The sequence below is a fragment of the Pseudonocardia wallangbongensis genome, assembly GCF_054486945.1.
Window position 1 is genome coordinate 1 of record NZ_JBRERS010000014.1, and the last position, 18,609, is coordinate 18,609.

At 68.4% G+C, this 18,609-nt stretch carries 23 protein-coding genes; 7 read left to right on the top strand and 16 right to left on the bottom strand.

Annotation, left to right across the window (positions count from 1 at the left end; genetic code table 11):
- The 7 genes from qcrB to ACU436_RS35085 all read right to left on the bottom strand — a co-directional run.
- On the bottom strand, positions 1-954 hold a 954-nt coding region (gene qcrB / locus ACU436_RS35055; RefSeq protein WP_459031377.1), incomplete at its 3' end, for a cytochrome bc1 complex cytochrome b subunit.
- The gene (locus tag ACU436_RS35060; protein WP_459031378.1) at positions 951-1,619 is read right to left on the bottom strand and encodes a uracil-DNA glycosylase family protein; all 669 of its coding nucleotides are present in this window, start codon (positions 1,617-1,619) and stop codon (positions 951-953) included. The genes ACU436_RS35060 and qcrB, both read right to left, overlap by 4 nt.
- 11 nt (positions 1,620-1,630) lie before the next feature.
- Positions 1,631-2,179 (bottom strand): peptide-methionine (S)-S-oxide reductase MsrA, encoded by a 549-nt coding sequence (gene msrA / locus ACU436_RS35065; RefSeq protein WP_459031379.1) that lies wholly within the window; start codon positions 2,177-2,179, stop codon positions 1,631-1,633.
- 28 nt (positions 2,180-2,207) lie between these two features.
- A complete protein-coding gene (locus ACU436_RS35070; RefSeq protein ID WP_459031380.1) occupies positions 2,208-2,651 on the bottom strand; it encodes a DUF5709 domain-containing protein in 444 nt (147 codons plus the stop codon).
- 37 nt (positions 2,652-2,688) lie between these two features.
- The gene (locus tag ACU436_RS35075) at positions 2,689-3,354 is read right to left on the bottom strand and encodes an FAD-binding oxidoreductase (protein ID WP_459031381.1); all 666 of its coding nucleotides are present in this window, start codon (positions 3,352-3,354) and stop codon (positions 2,689-2,691) included.
- Positions 3,355-3,407: 53 nt separating this feature from the next.
- Positions 3,408-4,016: a molybdopterin-dependent oxidoreductase gene (locus tag ACU436_RS35080; RefSeq protein WP_459031382.1), complete on the bottom strand. Its 609-nt coding sequence runs from the start codon at positions 4,014-4,016 to the stop codon at positions 3,408-3,410.
- Positions 4,017-4,117: 101 nt separating this feature from the next.
- Entirely contained in the window at positions 4,118-4,837 is a 720-nt protein-coding gene (locus ACU436_RS35085) for a TetR/AcrR family transcriptional regulator (protein WP_459031383.1), read from the bottom strand.
- A gap of 340 nt (positions 4,838-5,177) precedes the next feature.
- Here ACU436_RS35085 and ACU436_RS35090 point away from each other — a divergent pair, with 340 nt between their 5' ends.
- Genes ACU436_RS35090 through ACU436_RS35100 form a run of 3 tightly spaced genes read left to right on the top strand, consistent with a single transcriptional unit; the run spans position 5,178 to position 7,779 of the window.
- Complete coding sequence (locus ACU436_RS35090) at positions 5,178-5,948, top strand: SDR family NAD(P)-dependent oxidoreductase (RefSeq protein ID WP_459031384.1); 771 nt, start codon at positions 5,178-5,180, stop codon at positions 5,946-5,948.
- Between the two features lie 23 nt (positions 5,949-5,971).
- On the top strand, positions 5,972-6,892 hold the full coding sequence (locus tag ACU436_RS35095) for a ferritin-like domain-containing protein (protein WP_459031385.1): 921 nt from the start codon (positions 5,972-5,974) through the stop codon (positions 6,890-6,892).
- A 44-nt stretch (positions 6,893-6,936) separates the two neighbouring features.
- Positions 6,937-7,779, top strand: coding sequence for an Fpg/Nei family DNA glycosylase (locus ACU436_RS35100; RefSeq protein WP_459031386.1), 843 nt, complete (start codon positions 6,937-6,939; stop codon positions 7,777-7,779).
- Here ACU436_RS35100 and ACU436_RS35105 read toward each other — a convergent pair.
- Genes ACU436_RS35105 through ACU436_RS35115 form a run of 3 tightly spaced genes read right to left on the bottom strand, consistent with a single transcriptional unit; the run spans position 7,760 to position 10,531 of the window.
- Entirely contained in the window at positions 7,760-8,155 is a 396-nt protein-coding gene (locus ACU436_RS35105; protein ID WP_459031387.1) for a hypothetical protein, read from the bottom strand. The genes ACU436_RS35100 and ACU436_RS35105 overlap by 20 nt on opposite strands.
- A gap of 28 nt (positions 8,156-8,183) precedes the next feature.
- Positions 8,184-9,893 carry an aa3-type cytochrome oxidase subunit I gene (ctaD, locus tag ACU436_RS35110; protein WP_459031388.1) on the bottom strand — a complete coding sequence of 570 codons (1,710 nt, stop codon included), beginning with the start codon at positions 9,891-9,893 and terminating at the stop codon, positions 8,184-8,186.
- 44 nt (positions 9,894-9,937) lie between these two features.
- The gene (locus tag ACU436_RS35115; RefSeq protein ID WP_459031389.1) at positions 9,938-10,531 is read right to left on the bottom strand and encodes a Dps family protein; all 594 of its coding nucleotides are present in this window, start codon (positions 10,529-10,531) and stop codon (positions 9,938-9,940) included.
- A gap of 594 nt (positions 10,532-11,125) precedes the next feature.
- On the opposite strand from ACU436_RS35115, the gene ACU436_RS35120 reads away from it, so the two are divergent.
- Positions 11,126-11,794 carry an antibiotic biosynthesis monooxygenase family protein gene (locus ACU436_RS35120; RefSeq protein WP_459031390.1) on the top strand — a complete coding sequence of 223 codons (669 nt, stop codon included), beginning with the start codon at positions 11,126-11,128 and terminating at the stop codon, positions 11,792-11,794.
- A gap of 155 nt (positions 11,795-11,949) precedes the next feature.
- Here ACU436_RS35120 and ACU436_RS35125 read toward each other — a convergent pair whose 3' ends face one another.
- Positions 11,950-12,729, bottom strand: a complete 780-nt coding sequence (locus ACU436_RS35125) for a TetR/AcrR family transcriptional regulator (RefSeq protein WP_459031391.1) — start codon at positions 12,727-12,729, stop codon at positions 11,950-11,952.
- 264 nt (positions 12,730-12,993) lie between these two features.
- Here ACU436_RS35125 and ACU436_RS35130 point away from each other — a divergent pair, with 264 nt between their 5' ends.
- Entirely contained in the window at positions 12,994-13,650 is a 657-nt protein-coding gene (locus ACU436_RS35130) for a TetR/AcrR family transcriptional regulator (RefSeq protein WP_459031392.1), read from the top strand.
- Between the two features lie 93 nt (positions 13,651-13,743).
- Here the strand turns inward: ACU436_RS35130 and ACU436_RS35135 are convergent, their stop codons facing one another.
- On the bottom strand, positions 13,744-13,908 hold the full coding sequence (locus tag ACU436_RS35135; RefSeq protein ID WP_459031393.1) for a hypothetical protein: 165 nt from the start codon (positions 13,906-13,908) through the stop codon (positions 13,744-13,746).
- Positions 13,909-14,162: 254 nt separating this feature from the next.
- Positions 14,163-14,642, bottom strand: a complete 480-nt coding sequence (msrB, locus tag ACU436_RS35140; protein ID WP_459031394.1) for a peptide-methionine (R)-S-oxide reductase MsrB — start codon at positions 14,640-14,642, stop codon at positions 14,163-14,165.
- A gap of 464 nt (positions 14,643-15,106) precedes the next feature.
- Between msrB and ACU436_RS35145 the strand changes: the two genes are divergently transcribed.
- Together ACU436_RS35145 and ACU436_RS35150 are read left to right on the top strand one after the other, a co-directional pair.
- Positions 15,107-15,772 (top strand): cyclase family protein, encoded by a 666-nt coding sequence (locus tag ACU436_RS35145; RefSeq protein WP_459031395.1) that lies wholly within the window; start codon positions 15,107-15,109, stop codon positions 15,770-15,772.
- Positions 15,773-15,892: 120 nt separating this feature from the next.
- The gene (locus ACU436_RS35150; RefSeq protein ID WP_459031396.1) at positions 15,893-16,063 is read left to right on the top strand and encodes a hypothetical protein; all 171 of its coding nucleotides are present in this window, start codon (positions 15,893-15,895) and stop codon (positions 16,061-16,063) included.
- 124 nt (positions 16,064-16,187) lie between these two features.
- Here ACU436_RS35150 and ACU436_RS35155 read toward each other — a convergent pair whose 3' ends face one another.
- The 3 genes from ACU436_RS35155 to ACU436_RS35165 form a co-directional block, all read right to left on the bottom strand.
- On the bottom strand, positions 16,188-16,643 hold the full coding sequence (locus ACU436_RS35155) for a hypothetical protein (protein ID WP_459031397.1): 456 nt from the start codon (positions 16,641-16,643) through the stop codon (positions 16,188-16,190).
- A 182-nt stretch (positions 16,644-16,825) separates the two neighbouring features.
- Entirely contained in the window at positions 16,826-17,269 is a 444-nt protein-coding gene (locus ACU436_RS35160; RefSeq protein ID WP_459031548.1) for a cytochrome P450, read from the bottom strand.
- Positions 17,270-17,407: 138 nt separating this feature from the next.
- Positions 17,408-18,442, bottom strand: a complete 1,035-nt coding sequence (locus tag ACU436_RS35165; protein ID WP_459031398.1) for a hypothetical protein — start codon at positions 18,440-18,442, stop codon at positions 17,408-17,410.
- Between the last annotated feature and the right edge of the window lie 167 nt (positions 18,443-18,609).

The window sequence follows — 18,609 nt, forward strand, 5'->3', positions numbered from 1 at the left end:
CCGCAGCATTCCCTCGGTGAACAGCACGTACCAGTCGGGTTGGGACCCGGCGGAGACGTGGGCGGGGTTGTAGGGCCCGAAGTTCCAGATCGGGTTGATCTGGAAGATCCCGCCCATGATCCCCAACACGCCCACGGTGACCGTGAAGAACGCGCCGCCCTTGGCTGCGAAGGCCGGGAGGATCCGGACGCCGACGACGTTGCCCTCGGTGCGGCCGGGGCCGGGGAACTGGGTGTGTTTCTGGTACCAGACCAGCCCGACGTGCACGGCGATCAGGGCGAGCAGGATGCCGGGGATGAGCAGCACGTGCACGATGTAGAGCCGGGGGATGATCTCGGTGCCGGGGAACTCGCCACCGAAGATCGCCCAGTGGCTCCAGGTGCCGATCACCGGGACGGCCAGCATGAACCCGGACGCGATTCGCAGGCCCGTGCCCGACAGCAGGTCGTCGGGGATGGAGTAGCCGGTGAACCCGGCGAAGAAGCCGAGGAACAGCAGCAGCACGCCGATCACCCAGGTGGCCTCGCGCGGCTTGCGGAATGAACCGGTGAAGTAGTTGCGGAACATGTGCACGACCATCGCGGCCAGGAACAGCAGCGCCGCCCAGTGGTGCACCTGGCGGACGAACAACCCGCCGCGGACCTCGAACGAGATATGCAGGGCGCTCTCGTAGGCCCGCGACATGTGGATGCCGCGCAGGTTCTCGAACGGGCCGTTGTAGGTGACTTCCTGCATGGAAGGGTCGAAGAACAACGCCAGGTAGGTGCCCGACAGCAGCAGGACGATGAAGCTGTAGAGCGCGATCTCGCCCAGCAGGAACGCCCAGTGGGTGGGGAAGACCTTGTTGAACTGCTTCCGCAGGCGAGCCGGGTGGTAGCGCTGGTCCAGCTCGTCCAGGACGCCGATCACCTTGGCGTTGGCACCGGAGCCCGTCGGGGTCGTGAGGGCGCTCATCGCACCGCCTCGCTGTTCTTACCCACCCCGCCGGCTCCGCCGGAAGCGACATGAACATCGACGTCCGGCTGGAGGACCGCGTGCACGCGGGCGCGCAGCGCCGGGACGGCCTCCTCGGCGAACCACGGGTTGCGGGTCTGCCAGCGGAAGTTCAGCGGCGAGGGGTGGACGAGGGGCATGCGGTCGGGGAGGTGGTCGCGGAACGCCCGGACCGTGTCGGTGAGGTTCGCTCCGGCGGATCCGGGCAGGTAGTGCTTCTGGGCGTGGCGGCCGATCAGAACGGTGAGCCGGATGCGCGGGAGCTCCGCGAGGAGCCGTGGGTGCCAGCGTGGTGCGACATCGGGGCGGGGCGGCAGGTCGCCGTGGGCGGCCTTGCCCGGGTAGTAGAAGTCCATCGGCAGGATCGCGAACAGCGTCGGGTCGTAGAACTGGTCGTCGGTGATCCCGAGCCAGCGCCGTAGCGTGACGCCGCTCCGGTCGTCCCAGGGGATCCCGCTGCGCTGCGCGCGCGTTCCCGGCGCCTGCCCGATGAGGACGATCCGGGCCGCCGGGTGCGCGGTGTAGATCGGCTGCAGGCCCGCGGCGGTGGCGTCGCGGTTGGCCGGGTCGGCGACGATCTCCTCACGGATCCGCTGCAGCTCCGGACTCGTTGCCGATCCGTCCATGGTCGCGATCGTCAGGTCAGCTGGGACGAGGGCTGGGATGACGGCTGGGACGCGACGTCACGGCGTCGCGGCAGCACCCAGTCCGGCCGCGGGAAGTGGCAGGTGTAGCCGTGGGGGTAGCGCAGCAGGTAGTCCTGGTGCTCGGGCTCGGCCTCCCAGAACGGCCCGGCCGGCGTGACCTCGGTGACGACCTTGCCCGGCCACAACCCGGAGGCGTCGACGTCGGCGATGGTGTCCTCGGCGACCCGGCGCTGTTCGTCGTCGAGGTAGAAGATCGCCGACCGGTAGGACGTGCCCACGTCGTTGCCCTGCCGGTTCGTCGTGCTGGGGTCGTGGACCTGGAAGAAGAACTCGAGCAGGTCGCGGTAGGTGGTGGCGGCCGGGTCGTAGATGATCTCGATGGCCTCGGCGTGCGTGCCGTGGTTGCGGTAGGTGGCGTTGGGGGTGTTGCCGCCGGTGTAGCCCACGCGGGTGGACAACACGCCGGGGCGGGAGCGGATGAGATCCTGCATCCCCCAGAAACAGCCTCCGGCCAGGACTGCCCGCTGCTGCTCGGTCATCAGTGGATTCCTTTCTCGGTTCGGGACGCTAGACGTCGTCGGGATCGCGCACGATGTGGACGGCGGCTTCCTCGGCGCTGGCCGCCCCGCCGTCCCTCCCGACGTCGACGGCGTTCAGATAGGCGAAGTCGTCCCATTCGCCGGCGGCCTCGACGTCGACCAGACGCCCCGAGCGGACGCCGCCGACCTCGTCGTCGTACAACTCGCCGTCGGTGCCGGCGGTGTCGCCGAGGCCGTCGCCGTCATCGGTGTCGGCGAGGTCGGGCAGTTCGCGGGCCAGGCGTCCGGCGAGGCTCTCGTGCTCGTGCGCCTCGCGCGCCGTGACGCCGTAGTGCTCCCGTTCCCACGGTCGTTCGGGCACCGTGTAGCCCTCGTCGAGGACATCGACCCCGCGCCCGTCGAGGGTCTCGTCGTCCTCGAGCAGGCCGTTGTCGATGTCGACCCCGTCCAGGCCGTCGCTGTCATCGCCCATCGTTCTCGCCCATCTCATCCTCCTGTCGCGGGGCCGGTCATCCCGAGAACCCGAACCGCTCGACCCTGATCCGTTCATCGGGCACACCAGCGGCTACGGCCAACCGGGTGGCGGCATCGCAGAAGGCGGTGGACCCGCAGACGTAGACATCACGGTCCCCGTTCAGGGCGGCAGCGACGTCGCGGGCCATGAGACGACCCGCTGGACGAGCATGCCCGTCGGGGACGGTGCGTGTGAAGAAGACCGAGGTGTCCGGTCCCTGGATCTCGGTGGAGTAGTACAGCTCCTCGGGGCTGCGTACCGAGACGACGAGGCGGAAGAGGTCCGGCCGGCCGAGCCTGCGAGCGTGGCGCAGCATCGACATCAGCGGCACGACCCCGGAACCGCCGCCCACTCCGACCGCGGGCCGGAGATCCCAGGCGAAGTCGCCGCCGATCGGGCCCCGCACGTCGAGCACGTCTCCCACCTCGACGGCTTCGTTGAGGAAGCCCGACACCTCGCCGCCCGGCAGGACCTCGACGGTGAGATCGACCTCGGCCGAGTCCGACGGCGCGCTGGCGATCGAGTAGGACCGCTGGGCGCGGTACCCGTCGGGTGCGGTGAGGCGCACGACGAAGTACTGGCCGGCCCAGAACGAGCACGGTCGGGACAGCGCGAGGGTGAAGGTCTTCGCCGTGGGGGTCTCCTGGCGGATGCCGGTCACCCTGGCGGTCTGCCACGGTCCCGGGCGGGGCGGTCCTCCGGAAACGCTCGTCATCAGTCCCCCTGGTAGCGCTGCTCGGTCCACGGGTCACCCCTGTCGTGGTAACCGCGCACCTCCCAGAAGCCCTGCTGGTCCTCGGCGAGCAACGTCAGGCCCGACACCCACTTCGCGCTCTTCCAGAAGTACAGGTGGGGCACGAGCAGCCGGGCCGGGCCGCCGTGGATGTCGGTCAGTGGGGCGCCGTTGACGTCCCACACGACCCAGGCCTTGCCGCCGGTGAGGTCCTCGAGCCGCAAGTTCGTGGTGTAGCCGGTGTGGGATCTCGCCAATGCGAACGCTGCGCCGGCACCGACGCCCGCCGCGTCGAGGAGGGTGTCGACGGACACGCCGTCGAACCGCATGCCGAACTTGGACCACGTGGTCACGCAGTGGATGGCGCCCTCGTACCGAGAGGCCGGCAACGCGTGGATCTCCTTCCAGCTCCACCGGGCCGGCTTGTCGACGAGACCGTCGATCTCGAAGCTCCACCTGGCAGTGTCGATGCTGGGGGTCGGCTCGGCGTGTAGGACCGGCCAGTTCGTTCCGGCGTCGTACTGGCCGGGAGGCAGCCGCGGGTCGTGCGCACCGCGCCGGCGACCGGTGAATCCCCTCGTCAACGCCATCTGATCATCCCTCTCGATCATCGCCAGCGCTCGGAGGGCGGGCCTCGGCGTCCGGCAAGAAGGCCGGCTGTGGCCTGGACAGACCGAATATGACCGCCGCACTACTGGACTGTCAAGTCCGAATACGTCACTGCAGCCCGCGCCTGAACGGCGGCGTCGGCTCGCCGCTCGGGCACGTGATCGCTGCGCACCCGCCGGGCCTCGATGCCGTCGATCGCGAGGTCCAGCGCCATCACCATCGGACGCGAGCTGCGAGCTGCCTGGGACAGCAGGTAACCGCCCTGGTAGGCGGCCATGAGGCCGATGGCGAGCTCACCCGGGTCGGCCCCGGCGTCGAGCTCGCCTCGATCCTGCATCCGCCGCAGCCCGGCCGCGAGATAGGACTCCCACGAGCGGAACGCGGCCTGGATCAGGATCCGGGCCGGCTCCGACCGGTCCGCGAGCTCGCTGGACAGCGAACCGACCGCGCACCCGTTGGCGCCCCGAGCCTCCTCGACGAACCACACGACCGCGTCGCGCCACCGCCGCAGATCGGCGACCGACGCCAGCCGCTCGAGGTAGGGCTCCTGGAACTCCAGCACCCGCGCGACCTGCACTCTGATGACGGCGGCGACCAGCGCCTCTTTGTCGGCGAAGTAGTGGTAGAGCTGCGACTTGCTCGTGCTCGACGCGTCGACCACCTGGTCCACGGTGGTGCCGGCAACGCCCCCGGCATGCATGAGATCCGCGGCGGCACGGACTATGCGGTCCCGGGTCAGCGCTCCCCGCGCAGTCAGGCGCCGCACAGGAGGCTGGGCTCCGACACTGGTCACGGCGGTCATGTTAGTCCGCCCTTGCCGAAAGTAGTACTTGACAGTCCATTTCTGGTCCCACATAGTTCTCCGCAGTCGGTCCAACCGGGCGGCCGAAGAGCCGAGTGGACGCAGCGCTGCCGGGATCAAGGGTTCGGCCGAGGTCGTGGGGCTCGCGATACGTCGAGGACCTCGGGTCCGACGAGGCTGCCGGCCGCGTTCGAGCCGAGCCGGTGCAGCGCAGAGCTGCTGAGCCGGCTCGCCGACGCCGTCGCCGCCCTTGCATCGGTGATCCTGCTGCTGGCCGGCCACCCCGGCCGGGGCACGCACCAGATCGAAATTGTTCATACCTGAACGGAGAGTGACTCGCGTGGCCACGGACTTCGAAGGCAAGAAGATCGTCGTGATCGGCGGCGCCAGCGGCATCGGCCTCAAGACCGCCGAGGACGTGATCGCGAAGGGCGGCAGTGCGGTGATCGTCGGCCGCCCGGGTCGCAAACTGGACGACGCCGTGGCGAGCCTGTCGCGCGCCGGCGACGCGTGGTCGATCGCGGCCGACCTGACGGGCTGGCACCAGGTCGTCGAGGCTCAGAAGCAACTGGCGGAGGACCACGCTGACGCCACCCTGCTCGTCAACTCGGCGGGGCTCGTCCGGCTCAAGACGTTCGTCGACCACGAGGTGGCCGACTACGACTCCTATCACGACCTCAACCGGGCGACCTTCTTCCTGACTCAGACCGTCGTCCGAGGCATGGTCGCCGGCGGCCAGGGCGGCGCGATCGTGAACGTCGGCGCGATGTGGGCGCACCAGGCCCTCGCCGCGACACCGTCGTCGGCGTTCTCGATGGCCAAGGCGGGCCTGCACGCCCTCACGCACAACCTGGCCATCGAGCTCGCCGGCGACGGTATCCGTGCGAACGCCGTGGCTCCCGCCGTCACCAACACGCCCCATTTCGACTGGCTTCCCGCCGACCAGCGGGAAGCCACGCTGCAGCAGATGGCCGGCCTGCACCCGCTCGGCCGGATCGGCACCGCCCAGGACCTGGCCTCCGCGATCACCTTCCTCCTCTCGCCGGCCTCGAGTTGGATCACGGGCGCCATCCTCAACGTCGACGGCGGGGTCATGGCGGGCCGCAACTAGTTTCGACGAGTACAGGAGCAAGGATGTCTGAGCACCGCTTCATCGACGACGCCATCAACCGCAGCGCCGAAACCACCGAAGATCGCGCCAAGCTCTCCAGCATGGTCGCCGAAGCCGCCGCCGGCGCACCGACGACCACGACCGAAGAAGGCGGGCCGAGCGACGGTTCGATCCTGAACTTCGCGCTCAACCTGGAGTACCTCGAAGCGGAGTTCTACCTGCGTGGATCCACGGGTCAGGGGCTGCCCGATGACATGGTGGGTGGGACGGGGAAGCCCGGCCCGGTGTCCGGCGGCCGACAGGTCGACTTCCGTAGTCCTCTCATCAAGAACATCGCCCGCGAGATCGCCATGGACGAGCGCGCCCACGTTGCGTTCCTTCGCGGTGCACTCGGTTCCGCGGCCGCCGCGCGCCCACGGATCTCCCTCGACCACAGCTTCACCGCAGCGGCGACCGCAGCCGGATTGATCAACCCCGGCGAGGTCTTCGACGCCTACGCGAACGACCGGAACTTCCTCTTTGCGGCGTTCCTCTTCGAGGATGTCGGAGTCACCGCTTTCAAGGGTGCGGCGCCGTTCATCTCCAACAAGACTTACCTGGACGCAGCGGCAGGCCTGCTGGCCACCGAGGCCTACCACGCCGGAGTGGTGCGGGCGACGCTGTTCAGCGAAGGGCTCGTGGACGACTCGGTGTTCGACGTCGTGCACAAGATCTCCGCGGTGCGCAACGCGGTCAGCGGGCCCGCCGACGACGACCAGGATCTCGGCACGAAGGACGAGGCCAACCTGGTTCCCACCGATGAGTACGGCCGCGCATTCGGCCGGAGCGCTGCGGAGATCCTCAACATCGTCTACCTCGACCCCCAAGCGGGCTCCGCCGGCGGGTTCTACCCTGATGGGCTCAATGGGGAAATCGTCAGAGGCACCGGGCCGGCCGCGGGCTAGTGCTCCCCTGAGCCATTCAGCGGTGTCGACGGAAAGCCCGTGTAGTGCCTGAGCTGCCGGAGGTGGAGTCGGCCCGGACCGTCATCGAGCGGGCGGCGCTGGGCCGCTGCATCGCCGCGGTCGACGACAGCGACTCCTACGTGTGCCGACCGCACCCGCCCGGTCAGATTCGCGACGCGCTCGTCGGGCGCCGCCTCGTCACCGCACGCCGCCTCGGCAAGGCCCTCTGGTGCCCCACGTCCCCCCTGGACGGGTCGGCACCCGAGGGCCCACCGCTCGGGATCCACCTCGGCATGTCCGGGAAGATCATCATCGCCGACGCCGACGGCACCGAGATCGACGGCGGCGACCACTGGGAGGGCCGCCGCACACCCGGCGACTACCGGTGGTCCCGCTTCCGGCTCACCTTCGACGACGGCGGCACGCTCATGCTGGTCGACCCCCGCCGGCTGGGCCGGATCCGCCTCGACCCCCCGCTCGACCTCGGCCCGGACGCGGCCACCGTCACCGACGAGCAGTTCCACGCCGTCATCGCGCACGGCACCACGCCGGTCAAGGCGCGCCTACTCGACCAGCGGGCCCTGGCCGGCGTCGGGAACCTGCTCGCCGACGAGATCCTCTGGCGCGCCGCGCTCCACCCCGCCCGCAGAGTGGACGATCTCCGCGCGGCAGAGCAGGACCGGCTGCTCGACGCGCTCCGCGAGTCGGTCCGGGACGCCCTTCGGCTGGGTGGGGTACACACGCTCACCCTCGTCCCCCACCGCCGGCCCGGCGGTCGATGCCCGCGCGACGGCGCCCCCATGTCCCGTAGCACCGTCGGCGGCCGTACGAGCTGGTGGTGCTCCGCAGAACAGCGGGCCACTCCGGTCAGCGGTAACGACCACTGAAGCCGGAGCCGCCGCCGAGCTCGGTGAACCGGAGCCCGACGATTCCGCCGTCTTCGACGATCCAGCGCAGGTCGTAGCACGCCCGATAGCTCGGCGGCCAGAACGAGCAGAAGCGACCGTCGCCGTCGAGATACCACTCACCCTCGGTCGGCCGGCCCCGCTCGACGTAGATGGTGGCGCCGGCGGGTTCGAAGACCTGGGTGGCGCCGTCGTCGTACACGATGCCGCCCGCGGTCAGCGCCGTGGGAATGTGCTCGGTCGCCACGGCGTCACCGTCCGAGACATGGATGTCGCTCAGTGGGCCGGCCATGAGGTCCTCCTCAGGATTGGGTTCCGGCAACACGCCGTCCGAACGCGCGTAGCGCCCGGACGACACGTGAGCCGTCTTGATGTGGAGTTGCGGATCATTCACCGGGCGCGGGCAGCTCTGCGTGGCCGCGACCGCCGACGTGGGCCTCCGCTCGGGACCGCGCCACGAGGTGCGGGTAGTGCAGCTCGAACGCCGGACGCTCCGACCGGATCCGCGGCAGCTCGGTGAAGTTGTGCCGCGGCGGCGGGCAGGACGTGGCCCATTCGAGGGAGTTGCCGAAGCCCCACGGGTCGTCCACCGTCACGACCCGGCCGTAGCGGTAGCTCTTGAACACGTTCCAGATGAACGGCAGCGTGGACGCACCCAGCACGAACGCGCCGATCGAGGAGATCGCGTTCAGCGCCGTGAAGCCGTCGGTGGGCAGGTAGTCGGCGTAGCGGCGCGGCATGCCCTCGTTGCCCAGCCAGTGCTGCACCAGGAACGTCAGGTGGAACCCGATGAACGTGAGCCAGAAGTGGACCTTGCCCCACGTCTCGTCCAGCATCCGCCCGGTCATCTTCGGGAACCAGAAGTAGATCCCGCCGTAGGTGGCGAACACGATCGTGCCGAACAGCACGTAGTGGAAGTGCGCCACCACGAAGTAGGTGTCCGAGACGTGGAAGTCCAGCGGCGGGGACGCCAGCAGGATGCCGGTCAGGCCGCCGAGCAGGAACGTGGCCAGGAAGCCGATGCTGAACAACATCGGAGCCTCGAAGGTCAGGTTCCCCCGCCACATCGTCCCGATCCAGTTCACGAACTTGACACCGGTGGGCACCGCGATCAGGAACGTCGTGAACGAGAAGAACGCCAGCAGCACCGCGCCGGTGGCGTAGAGATGATGCGCCCACACCGCGACCGAGAGCGCGCCGATCGCGATCGTCGCGTAAACCAACCCCTTGTACCCGAACACGGGCTTGCGGCTGAACACCGGAAAGACTTCCGAGACGATGCCGAAGAACGGGATCGCGATGATGTAGACCTCGGGGTGCCCGAAGAACCAGAACAGGTGCTGCCAGAGGATCGCACCGCCGTTGGCCGGGTCGAACGCATGCGCACCGAAGTGCCGGTCCACGAGTATCCCGAACAGGCCGGCGGTGAGCACCGGGAAGGCGATCAGGATCAGGATCGCCGTCACGAGGATGTTCCACGTGAAGATCGGCATCCGGAACATCGTCATCCCCGGCGCGCGCATGCAGACGATCGTGGTGGTGAAGTTGACGGCACCGAGGATCGTGCCGAGACCGGACACGATCAGACCGGCGGCCCACAGATCGCCACCCGCCCCCGGGGAATACTGTGCCGAATGTAGTGGCGCGTAGGAGAACCAACCGAATTCCGCCGCCCCGCCAGGTGTGAGGAACCCGGACAGCACGATCAGGCTGCCGAACAGGAACAGCCAGTAGGAGAAGGCGTTCAGACGGGGGAACGCCACGTCGGGCGCACCGATCTGCAGCGGCACGATGTAGTTCGCGAACCCGAACACGATCGGGGTCGCGTACATCAGCAGCATGGCCGTCCCGTGCATGGTGAACAGCTGGTTGTACTGCTCGGTGGACAGGAACTGCAGGCCCGGCATCGCCAGCTCACCCCGGATCAGCAGCGCCATCACCCCGCCGGCCAGGAAGAACCCGAACGACGTGACCAGGTACAGGATGGCGATGTCCTTGGGGTCGGTGGTCCGCAGCATTCTGAGGAAAACCGAGCCCTTCGCCGAACGACGGGTCACGTTCGGCTGAACCGCCGGGACTGGGGCGAGTTGGGTCATGACGCCTTCTCAGGAGAGATGATGCGGATTCGCGGCTGGACCGGTCAGATACGGACGAGGGGCGTGTCGACCAGGTGCTCGGCCAGGAACCAGCACTGCAGCTCCCCGGCACGGATGACCTGCGAGACGAGCAGGTCGTTGGTTCCGTCGTCGCCCAGCTCCGCGCTCTTGGCCGCCGCCTTGTGGGCGTCGATCAAGATGCGCTCGTGCGCGTCGAGCAACCGGGACAGCATCGCCGGCACCTGCTCGACACCATCCGGCGGTCGCGGAACACCGGTCAGCTCCGCCGCGTGGCGCGGATCGCCCACCGCGACCGCACCCAGGCTCTGGATGCGCTCGGCGATCGCGTCGATGAGGGCGAGCTGCTCGTCAGCGTGCTTGTCGAGCAGCAGGTGGAGCTGGTAGAAGGTCGCACCGCGGACATTCCAGTGACTCTTCTTGTAGAGCGCGTAAAGAATCTGAGTGTCCGCCAACGTCCGGTTCAGCACCTGGCCCGCAAACACGCGCGCATCATGGGACAAGCCAACCGGAAACTGCTTCACGGTCCCGAACTTCTGAATCTCCCCTCCCCCGTGCTGATGCAGCCACGGCTGGCTCGACGGCGAGACGCGATCCATCCCATCCTGAGTCGCGGTCATCGGAAGACCTCCTCCACATTCATGGTTCGTACGGAAATTTGCGGGCCCGATCCCGTTCGACTACTCGGCCAAGGCCTCCATGGACCGCCTGACGGTCTCGTGCAGGTCCGTGTCCGGGCAGGCCGGATCCTCCACGCCCGTCGAGACCACAAGGGCCGCTGAACGCCCGTACCCCGTCCCGCGAGGTACGCCGCCATGACCCTCCGGGTACCGCTCCACCCCGGGGTGCGCGAGCGCAGCAAGTCGGTCGTCTGCCACGTCGACTCCTCTCTGGGCTCACCCCGGCGTCAAAACTAGACTGCTCGTTCCAGCTTACGACATCCAGCACGCGACCCACAGGAGGGGCATCGAGTGGCGCGCACCACATGGGCCCAATCGTCGTCCGGCCGACCGATGAGGCATGCTGATGCCCACACGATCAACGCTCTCACCTGCACGAACCTACGCATTGAGCGCCCGGCAGCGACGAGGAACCCGGCATGGCGGCAACGGCTGGCGATGCTCCGATCGAGCGTCCGCCCCTCAGTCCACACTCCCCCGTCCATGCTGGAGCACTCTCAGATCATGGACTGACTAGCACCAACGAGGAGGAGCATGTTCGCGGTGATGTTCGAAGCTCACCCGCAGCCCGGACGAAGGGACGCGTATCTGGAGCTGGCGACGCTGCTCGGCACCGATCTGCGGCAGATCCCCGGCTTCGTTGGCGACGTCCACTACCAGAGCTTGAGCCGGGAAGGCTGGGCGCTCTCGCTCTCGACATGGGAAGATGAGAAAGCACTGGTCAGCTGGCGTACGCACCCGAAGCACCAACTGGCTCAGGCGAAGGGGCGTGACGAGATCTTCATCGACTACACCCTGCGAACCGGCCAGCTGACGCACGACACGGACCTACCCGAAGGCTGCATGCTCAGCGAACAGAGACTCGACGAGACGGTCGCCGGCGCGGGGAACACGGCGGTGCTCGTCGACACGACGCGGGACGCCCTCGTCCCCACCACACACGACGCGGTCGAGATCGCCTCGCGCCTCGGTCTCGATCTCGACGCCGCCGGCTTGACCGACTGGGACATCTACGAGGCCACGCTGACGCCCGGCCACGTCCTCATGCGGACGGTGTGGCACGACCGGGCCGCCGCCGAGGCATTCGAAACGGCGGCAGCATTCCCCGGCGGCGCACGCCTGCGCCGGATTCGAATCATCCGCTTCTACAGCATGTACGACCGCCGCGAGGCGCCTCAGTACTACCCGGACTACCCGATCTGATCGAGTCCGGGCGTCAGGTCAGCGAAGCCCCCCGGGACGATGAGCCGGAACGCAGGGCCGAGTCGCTGCTGCGCCGCGGATGCGGGCGCGTCGAGCACGGCGCGGGGTACGGCCGACAGCTAGTTCCGCGACCGCCCGGCACCTCGCTCATCTGCTCATGCGTTCGGGTCCGGGGGCGGGCCACTCGCCTTCTGGGCCGCCCCGGACACGTACGGCTGGGCGGTGGTGAACCCGGGTTCCGGACCGGCGCTCACGGCAGCTTCGGACGGCGAAGCTCCCTGGACGGGGGCTGGAGCCGGCGGGCGGGCCATGTGGGCGGCGAGCCCCACCCTGCCGACAGCCAGATCGAGGGCTGCCTGCAGCGGCTTCTCGCTCCGAGCGGCCTGAGCCAGGATCAGTCCGCCTTGAAGGGCCGCGACGACCCCGGTGGCCAGCTCGGCCACATCGGCCTCGGCGTTGAGCTCTCCGCGATCCTGCATCCGCCGCAGCCCCGCCGCCAAGTACGACTGCCAGGTCTGGAACGCATGATCGAGCTTGGCCCGCATGGGGCCGGACTGCTCTGCCAGCTGGCTCACCAGAGACCCGAGCGGGCACCCGCGCGCTCCGTTGCGCGCGCGGTTCGACTCGACGACGTCATCAGCCCACTCCTGCAGATCCGCCAGAGACCCCAGACCCGCGAGCAACGAGCATTGCCGGGCGAGCACCACGGCGATCTGGAACTCCACGACAGCATCGATCAACGCTTCCTTGGCCGGGAAGTAGCGACAGACCTGCGAGCGGCTGACGCCCGACGCGACCCGGACCCGCTCGATGCTCACCCCTGCGACGCCGAGCCGGACGACGAGCTCGGCAGCACCCCGGACAATCCGGTCCCGCGTCGCCGCATCCCAGCCGGCCCGCCCCGAGGCTAGTTCCTCGAGTTCCTCTCTGGACACGCGCAGATGCTAGCCAACCCAAACCAAGTGGTCCACTTTGGCTGCCGCATCGCAGTCGATGGGGAACGACGAGCGCGCTTGCGCCTGCCCCGTTGGACACCTCCTACGGTGCACAGGAAGGTAGCCAACCTGCAGAATGATCTCCGACACCCCGTGTGACATCTGCAGCAGGCATTGCGCCGCGCACCGAATCCTCTAGACTAAGCGGTCTGCAATGTCCAGTTCAGACGTTCAGCATCACGTCGTAAGGCTAGGATCACGTCCGTGACGAGTGCCGGAGCCGAGCCGCCCGCGCGGCGCCTGACCGCGCGCGGTGCCGTCACGCGCGACCGCATCGTCCGAGCCGCAGCCGACCTCATGCACGTCAACGGGGTCGCCGGCACGACCATGGACCAGGTGGTCGAGGCTTCCGGTACCAGCAAGTCACAGCTGTACCACTACTTCGACGACAAGGACGCCCTGGTCACCGCGGTGATCAAAATGCAAGCCGCACGCGTGATGGAACGGCACGAACCCCACCTCGAACAACTCAGCTCACTGCAGGGTCTGCGACGTTGGCGCGATGCGATCGTTCGCTTCGTCGACGAGCGCCACGGAGCACACGGCTGCGAGATCGGCTCGCTGGCCAGTGAGCTGACGGACCGGTCCGAACCGGCCCGGATCCTGATCAACGCCACGTTCCAGAACTGGGAGTCGTACCTCGCCGCAGGCATCCGCCGGATGCAGGATCGCGGCCAACTCGACGCGAGCGCCGACCCTGCCGAACTCGCCACCGGCATCATGGCGGCATACCAGGGCGGCTACCTCCTCTCACAGGCCGCGCGAAACGCGCGACCGATGGCGCTGGCGCTCGATCTCGCGATCCGCAACGTCGAGGCGCTGACGCAGCAGCAGAGGCGTGCACCCGGCGCAGCGAGCTGATCGGTTCGCCGATCGCCCGGGCGGCTTGCAGCAACTTCCCTCAGAACAAGCGGCTGGCGTCGGCCGCGCGGAGATCCGCGTCTCGAGCCCCGCTCAGCTTTCCTCGTCGTGCACGGCCAGGGGCGGCGTGATGTCGTTCAGGATCTGGCGCTGGAACGGGACGTCCTCGGCGTCGCGGGCCTTGGCCAGGCACGCGAGGAGCGCCGCATAGCCGGCCGGGTCGCGGATCGGCTCGTCGCAGTTCGGGCAGGTGATCATCGGGTCCTCCGTTCCTCGGCCAGAGCTTCCACTTCGACCGAACCAGGTCGACGTACGCCGAGAGGAGTCGCCGGGCTCGCCGCAAGAGTGCACCGGTTCAGTGTCAGCGGCATTTCCCCGACCACTTCTCCCGAGAAACTGGGCGGTCCCGAAACGGGCCGACCGTGGTCCGGCTCGGGCGCCCATCCGTGTTGCTCCACCTGCCACTCGGCCGGCCGGCCTACGTCGCGCAGCAGTACGGTTCCAAAATCAGTTCACGCTGGCCGACCCTCGGTTTCACCCTCCTTTTCGGCACCGAACAGCTCCCGGTACTCGCCGTACCCCTCGCGCTCCAGGTCAGCCAGTGGTACGAACCGCAGTGCGGCGGAGTTGAGACAGTAGCGGAGCCCACCCTTGTCGACCGGACCATCATCGAACAGGTGCCCCAAATGACTGTCGGCATGAGTGGATCGAACCTCGACCCGGCGCATCCCGTAGCTCCGGTCGTCGCGCTCCAGCACATTGCCCCGGACGATCGGCTTCGTGAAGCTCGGCCAGCCCGTATGGCTGTCGTACTTGTCGATAGAAGCGAAGAGCGGCTCCCCGGACACGACGTCCACGTAGATTCCCGGCTCCTTGCTGTCCCAATATGCGTTACTGAACGCGCGCTCGGTTGCGCCTTCCTGGGTAACCCGGAACTGCTCAGAGGTCAATCGAGCGACGGCCTCCGGCGTCTTTCCGTACTTCGGCTCCAAGTCATCTCCTCCGTTCTCCACGGCCGACCCGCGACAGTGGCTGCTCCTGGCCACCCGCAGCCGGCCCCCTCTTGATCGCAACCGCTGCCCGCCAACTGGCAGGCGGGTGACGAGCCAGCACTACTGGACCGTCTAGTCCGATTATAGGGCGCGTCGGTGACGGCGTCGAGGCCCTCGCCCGTGGCGAACGCACCACCGCCCCCACCGGCCACCAGAGTCGAGGCGGCCGCCAGGGGTCGCCCCGCAGGGCGGTGACGCCCGGCTCGTCGCCTTGACCGAGCCTCATCCGACCTTCAATACTCGGACCGCCTAGTCCAGCACTCTCCGGCCCTCGCCTGATCGTCGACAGGTGGAGCCGTGCATCACCCATCGTTCGGCGAGAGGAGTGGTCACGATGCTGATGCGTACCGACCCGTTTCTTGGGAAACAGCCGAAACCAGCACACGACGCCAGGAGAGATCGAGATGGCCGCGCACCGAACCGTCGACCTGAACCACATAGTGCGAGCAGGGATGACCACCTATCCGGGGCTGCCCACACCGGCGATCGCCGCTCACCTATCCCGTGAGCAGTCACCTGAGGTCTACGCTCCAGGAACCGAGTTCGAGATCGACCGCATCACAATGGTCGGCAATACCGGAACGTACCTCGACTCCCCCTACCATCGATTCGCCGACGCCACGGACTTGGCGGGGCTGTCCCTCGACTCGCTGGTGGACCTGCCGGCGATCGTGCTGCGCATCGCTGGAACACCGGTACGGGCTGTCGACTCCTCGTCGCTGGCTTCACTCGGTGACGTCGACGGCTGCGCGGTGCTCGTCAACACTGGCGACGACATCCGGTTCGGCACCCCCGAATACATTCAGAACCCGGCCTTCATCACCGGTGACGGCGCCAAGTGGCTTGTCGACCACAACGTCAAGCTCGTCGGCATAGATGCAGTCAACATCGACGATGTAGCGGACCGGACCCGCCCAGCACACACACTTCTCCTTCGCGCCGGGATCCCCATCGTGGAACACCTCACGGCCCTGGATCAACTACCGCTGCACGGAGCGCGTTTTACGGCCGTCCCGCCCCGCATCGCAGCCTTCGGAACGTTCCCTGTGCGTGCATTTGCCGTCGTCTGATCGAACTGCCCCGTCAGTGACAGCGAGCGTGCGGTCGATCTCTGCCGATCGGCCTGCGACCATCTGCCCGGATGGGAGGAGACCGGCTACTTCTCCGAGACCGAACGCGCCGCTCTCCGCTTGACCGACGCGATCACGCGGGTGTCCGACGGGCACGTCAGCGACGGGGACTACGACGCCGCCGCGGCCGCGCTCACCGCAGATCAGATCTCGGCGGTCGCCTGGCTCGCGTCGGTGATGAACGTCTTCAACCGCGTCGCGATCACCAGCCGGTACCCGACCACCGGCTGACCTGTCGCCCCGGCAGTGGGTGTGGTCGTGGCAGATCATCGGCCCGCCGCAGCCACTACGCGCACTGCGGCCACCCCGCTCGAGCGGATCTGGCGCGGCCGCCGGGCACCTGCTGGTATCGGACCTACGCCTCGATCGTGGCGCAGGGCAACCCGACGCTCGAGTCCCCGTAGAAGCCCTCCGCGCAGATCTTCGCCCCGTCGGGCAGCACCCGGTTCACCTCGACCCAGCCCCGATAGGTCGTGAACGACCCGACGTTCTCCGAACGGGTCCAGCCGCTGAACCCGGGACCGAACACCCTTCCCTGCACATCGTCGTGCGGCCGGTTCTGGGTCCAGATCGCCACCTCGACCGTCCCCACATAGCGCCCGCTGTCACGAATGATCATCGTCGTCTGGTTGTTGTCGAACTCCCCACCCGCCATGGCCGGCGAGTTCAGCCCCACAACCATGCCCAGCGACGCCGCCACCACGACCAGCACCCTGGTCATACCGCGGCGCACCCGCCCGCCGGCCGTCGCCATCGCACCCGCGGCAAGCATGCGCGCCGCCGCAGCCTTCATCATCCTTCGAGCGGTCATCACTGTCCCCCGTCGACACGTTTCTGCGGTTCCTCGTCCTTGCCCGCGATCACGGTCGCCGCGCGGCGATGGTTCAGGGCGTGGCAGGGATGGCGAGAATTGCGCACGATCTGGCAAAAACGGCGTCGATCCCACCTGCGGTCTTCGCGATGCTCGCCGGTGCGGCGCCTGCGCGGTTCAGCTCACCAGGTGACGGGCAGGGCGTGCACGCCGTAGACGACGCTGTACCGCCGGTAGTCGAGCGATTCGTACGGTTGGGCGAGGCCCAGGTTCGGGAAGCGGCGCAGCAGGGCCGCGAACGCGATCCGCATCTCGGTCCTCGCCAGCGGCGCACCGAGGCAGTGGTGCACGCCGTGGCCCACGGCGACGTGCCGGGTGGCCGGCCTGGCGAGGTCGAGGCGGTCGGGGTCGCCGGCGGTGGCGTGGTCGCGGTTGGCCGCCATCAGCGAGGGCACCACCAGCGAGCCGGCCGGGATGGGGTGGCCTGCCAGTTCGACGTCGTTCACGGCCCGACGCGGGGGCATCCCGTGCACCACCGACAGCCGGCGCAGCAGTTCCTCCACGGCGGAGTCGGTCAGGTCCGGGTCGTTGCGCAGTGCCGCCAGCTGGTCGGGATGGCGCAGCAGGTACCTGCACCCGGTGGGACGTCGGCCCCATCGGACGCCGGTGTCTCACCAGTCCGACCGGACAGCACGGCGGATTGTGAGGCCGGCCCGTGGCCGGAACGCTCGCGGCCGCCCGGCTGCGACGAACCGCCACCCGCATCAGTCGAGGAGTTCGAGTGGCGAATCGACGTCGATGGTCAGCTCCACCGGATACGCGTAGGTCTGGCGGGTGCGGGCGATGTTGGTGGCAACCCGCTTCGCGTCACCCACGCCGGCCGCACCCGGCCGGTCCGGGTTCGTGCCCTGCAGCTCGCTGTAGATCGGGAGGTTGCGCGTCTCGTCGATCAGGTAGTAGCCGCCCACCCCACCGCTGTTGAGCGGATTGATCGACTGGAACTCGTAGGCGGTCTCGGCGGCCGGGTGCTCCGCGGCGATCCGGTCGATCTCCCCGGCGACGTGGAAGGTGTCGTACAGCACCTGGTTGACCGGGAGATCGCCGTCCCGCACCGCGAAGCTGATCTTGCGGAGCGGTGCCCCGTCCCGGTCGACGACGCCGTCGTCGCGAAAGGTGAACAGGTCTGCCGCGCGCACCCGCTCAGCCCAGTTCACCGCCTGCTGGTCGCTCAGCGTGACGGGGAAGACCCCATCCGACAGTCGCGACATCGCCAGTGGCGGCGATGCCGGCAACAACCCGAGATGCGGACACGTCACGAACCGCAAGGGCTGCGTCACCTCGAACAGATCACCGGCCGGCCGGAGCCGGAGCCGGGTTGCCGCCCCGGCGAGTGTCGAGGCCCGTCGCGACTCGCCCTCGTAGTGGTCGTTGAAGATCCTCCCGTCCACGCAGCGGCCGACGGAGAACCCCTCCTGCAGGATGTTGTTGGCCCACACGCTGCGGAACCGGCCCCTCTCGGTGTCGACCTCGCTCACCGACGAGGTGAACGTTCCGACGTTGCGTCGAGCGTCCGCGTCAGCCTTCGTCGCGAAGGTCTCCCGGTACATGGCGACCCGGAGCCGCTGCTGTCCCGCCGCGTTCTGCAAGGCCCCGAAGAACAGCTCCTCGGCCTTCCCGTCCGGATCGGCTCCCCCCTGCTGTGGCGTCCCGGCGACCGGGGCCGCACATCCGGTGAGCAACCCGGCGGCGACGAGCAACACCGTCAGGATCCAGCCGCCCCTGAGACCGTCCGTCCTCATGCCTCCATCACGGTCGACGCCGGGCGACTGTTCAAGGCTTGGCGGGTACGGCCGGAATTCCACGCGATCTGGCGAGAACGACACGACCCGAAGCGAGCGGTGCCGGCTCGGTGGCAGCTACCCAGGAATCTGGGATGGAGGTCCCGCCCCGCACCCGCATGCTGGGT

Coding starts and splice junctions, on each gene's coding strand:
- ACU436_RS35060 (WP_459031378.1), bottom strand. CDS start 1,619: ATGGACGGATCGGCAACGAGTCCGGAGCTGCAGCGGATCCGTGAGGAG.
- msrA (WP_459031379.1), bottom strand. CDS start 2,179: ATGACCGAGCAGCAGCGGGCAGTCCTGGCCGGAGGCTGTTTCTGGGGG.
- ACU436_RS35070 (WP_459031380.1), bottom strand. CDS start 2,651: ATGGGCGATGACAGCGACGGCCTGGACGGGGTCGACATCGACAACGGC.
- ACU436_RS35080 (WP_459031382.1), bottom strand. CDS start 4,016: ATGGCGTTGACGAGGGGATTCACCGGTCGCCGGCGCGGTGCGCACGAC.
- ACU436_RS35085 (WP_459031383.1), bottom strand. CDS start 4,837: ATGACCGCCGTGACCAGTGTCGGAGCCCAGCCTCCTGTGCGGCGCCTG.
- ACU436_RS35095 (WP_459031385.1), top strand. CDS start 5,972: ATGTCTGAGCACCGCTTCATCGACGACGCCATCAACCGCAGCGCCGAA.
- ctaD (WP_459031388.1), bottom strand. CDS start 9,893: ATGACCCAACTCGCCCCAGTCCCGGCGGTTCAGCCGAACGTGACCCGT.
- ACU436_RS35115 (WP_459031389.1), bottom strand. CDS start 10,531: ATGACCGCGACTCAGGATGGGATGGATCGCGTCTCGCCGTCGAGCCAG.
- ACU436_RS35120 (WP_459031390.1), top strand. CDS start 11,126: ATGTTCGCGGTGATGTTCGAAGCTCACCCGCAGCCCGGACGAAGGGAC.
- ACU436_RS35135 (WP_459031393.1), bottom strand. CDS start 13,908: ATGATCACCTGCCCGAACTGCGACGAGCCGATCCGCGACCCGGCCGGC.
- ACU436_RS35145 (WP_459031395.1), top strand. CDS start 15,107: ATGGCCGCGCACCGAACCGTCGACCTGAACCACATAGTGCGAGCAGGG.
- ACU436_RS35155 (WP_459031397.1), bottom strand. CDS start 16,643: ATGACCGCTCGAAGGATGATGAAGGCTGCGGCGGCGCGCATGCTTGCC.
- ACU436_RS35165 (WP_459031398.1), bottom strand. CDS start 18,442: ATGAGGACGGACGGTCTCAGGGGCGGCTGGATCCTGACGGTGTTGCTC.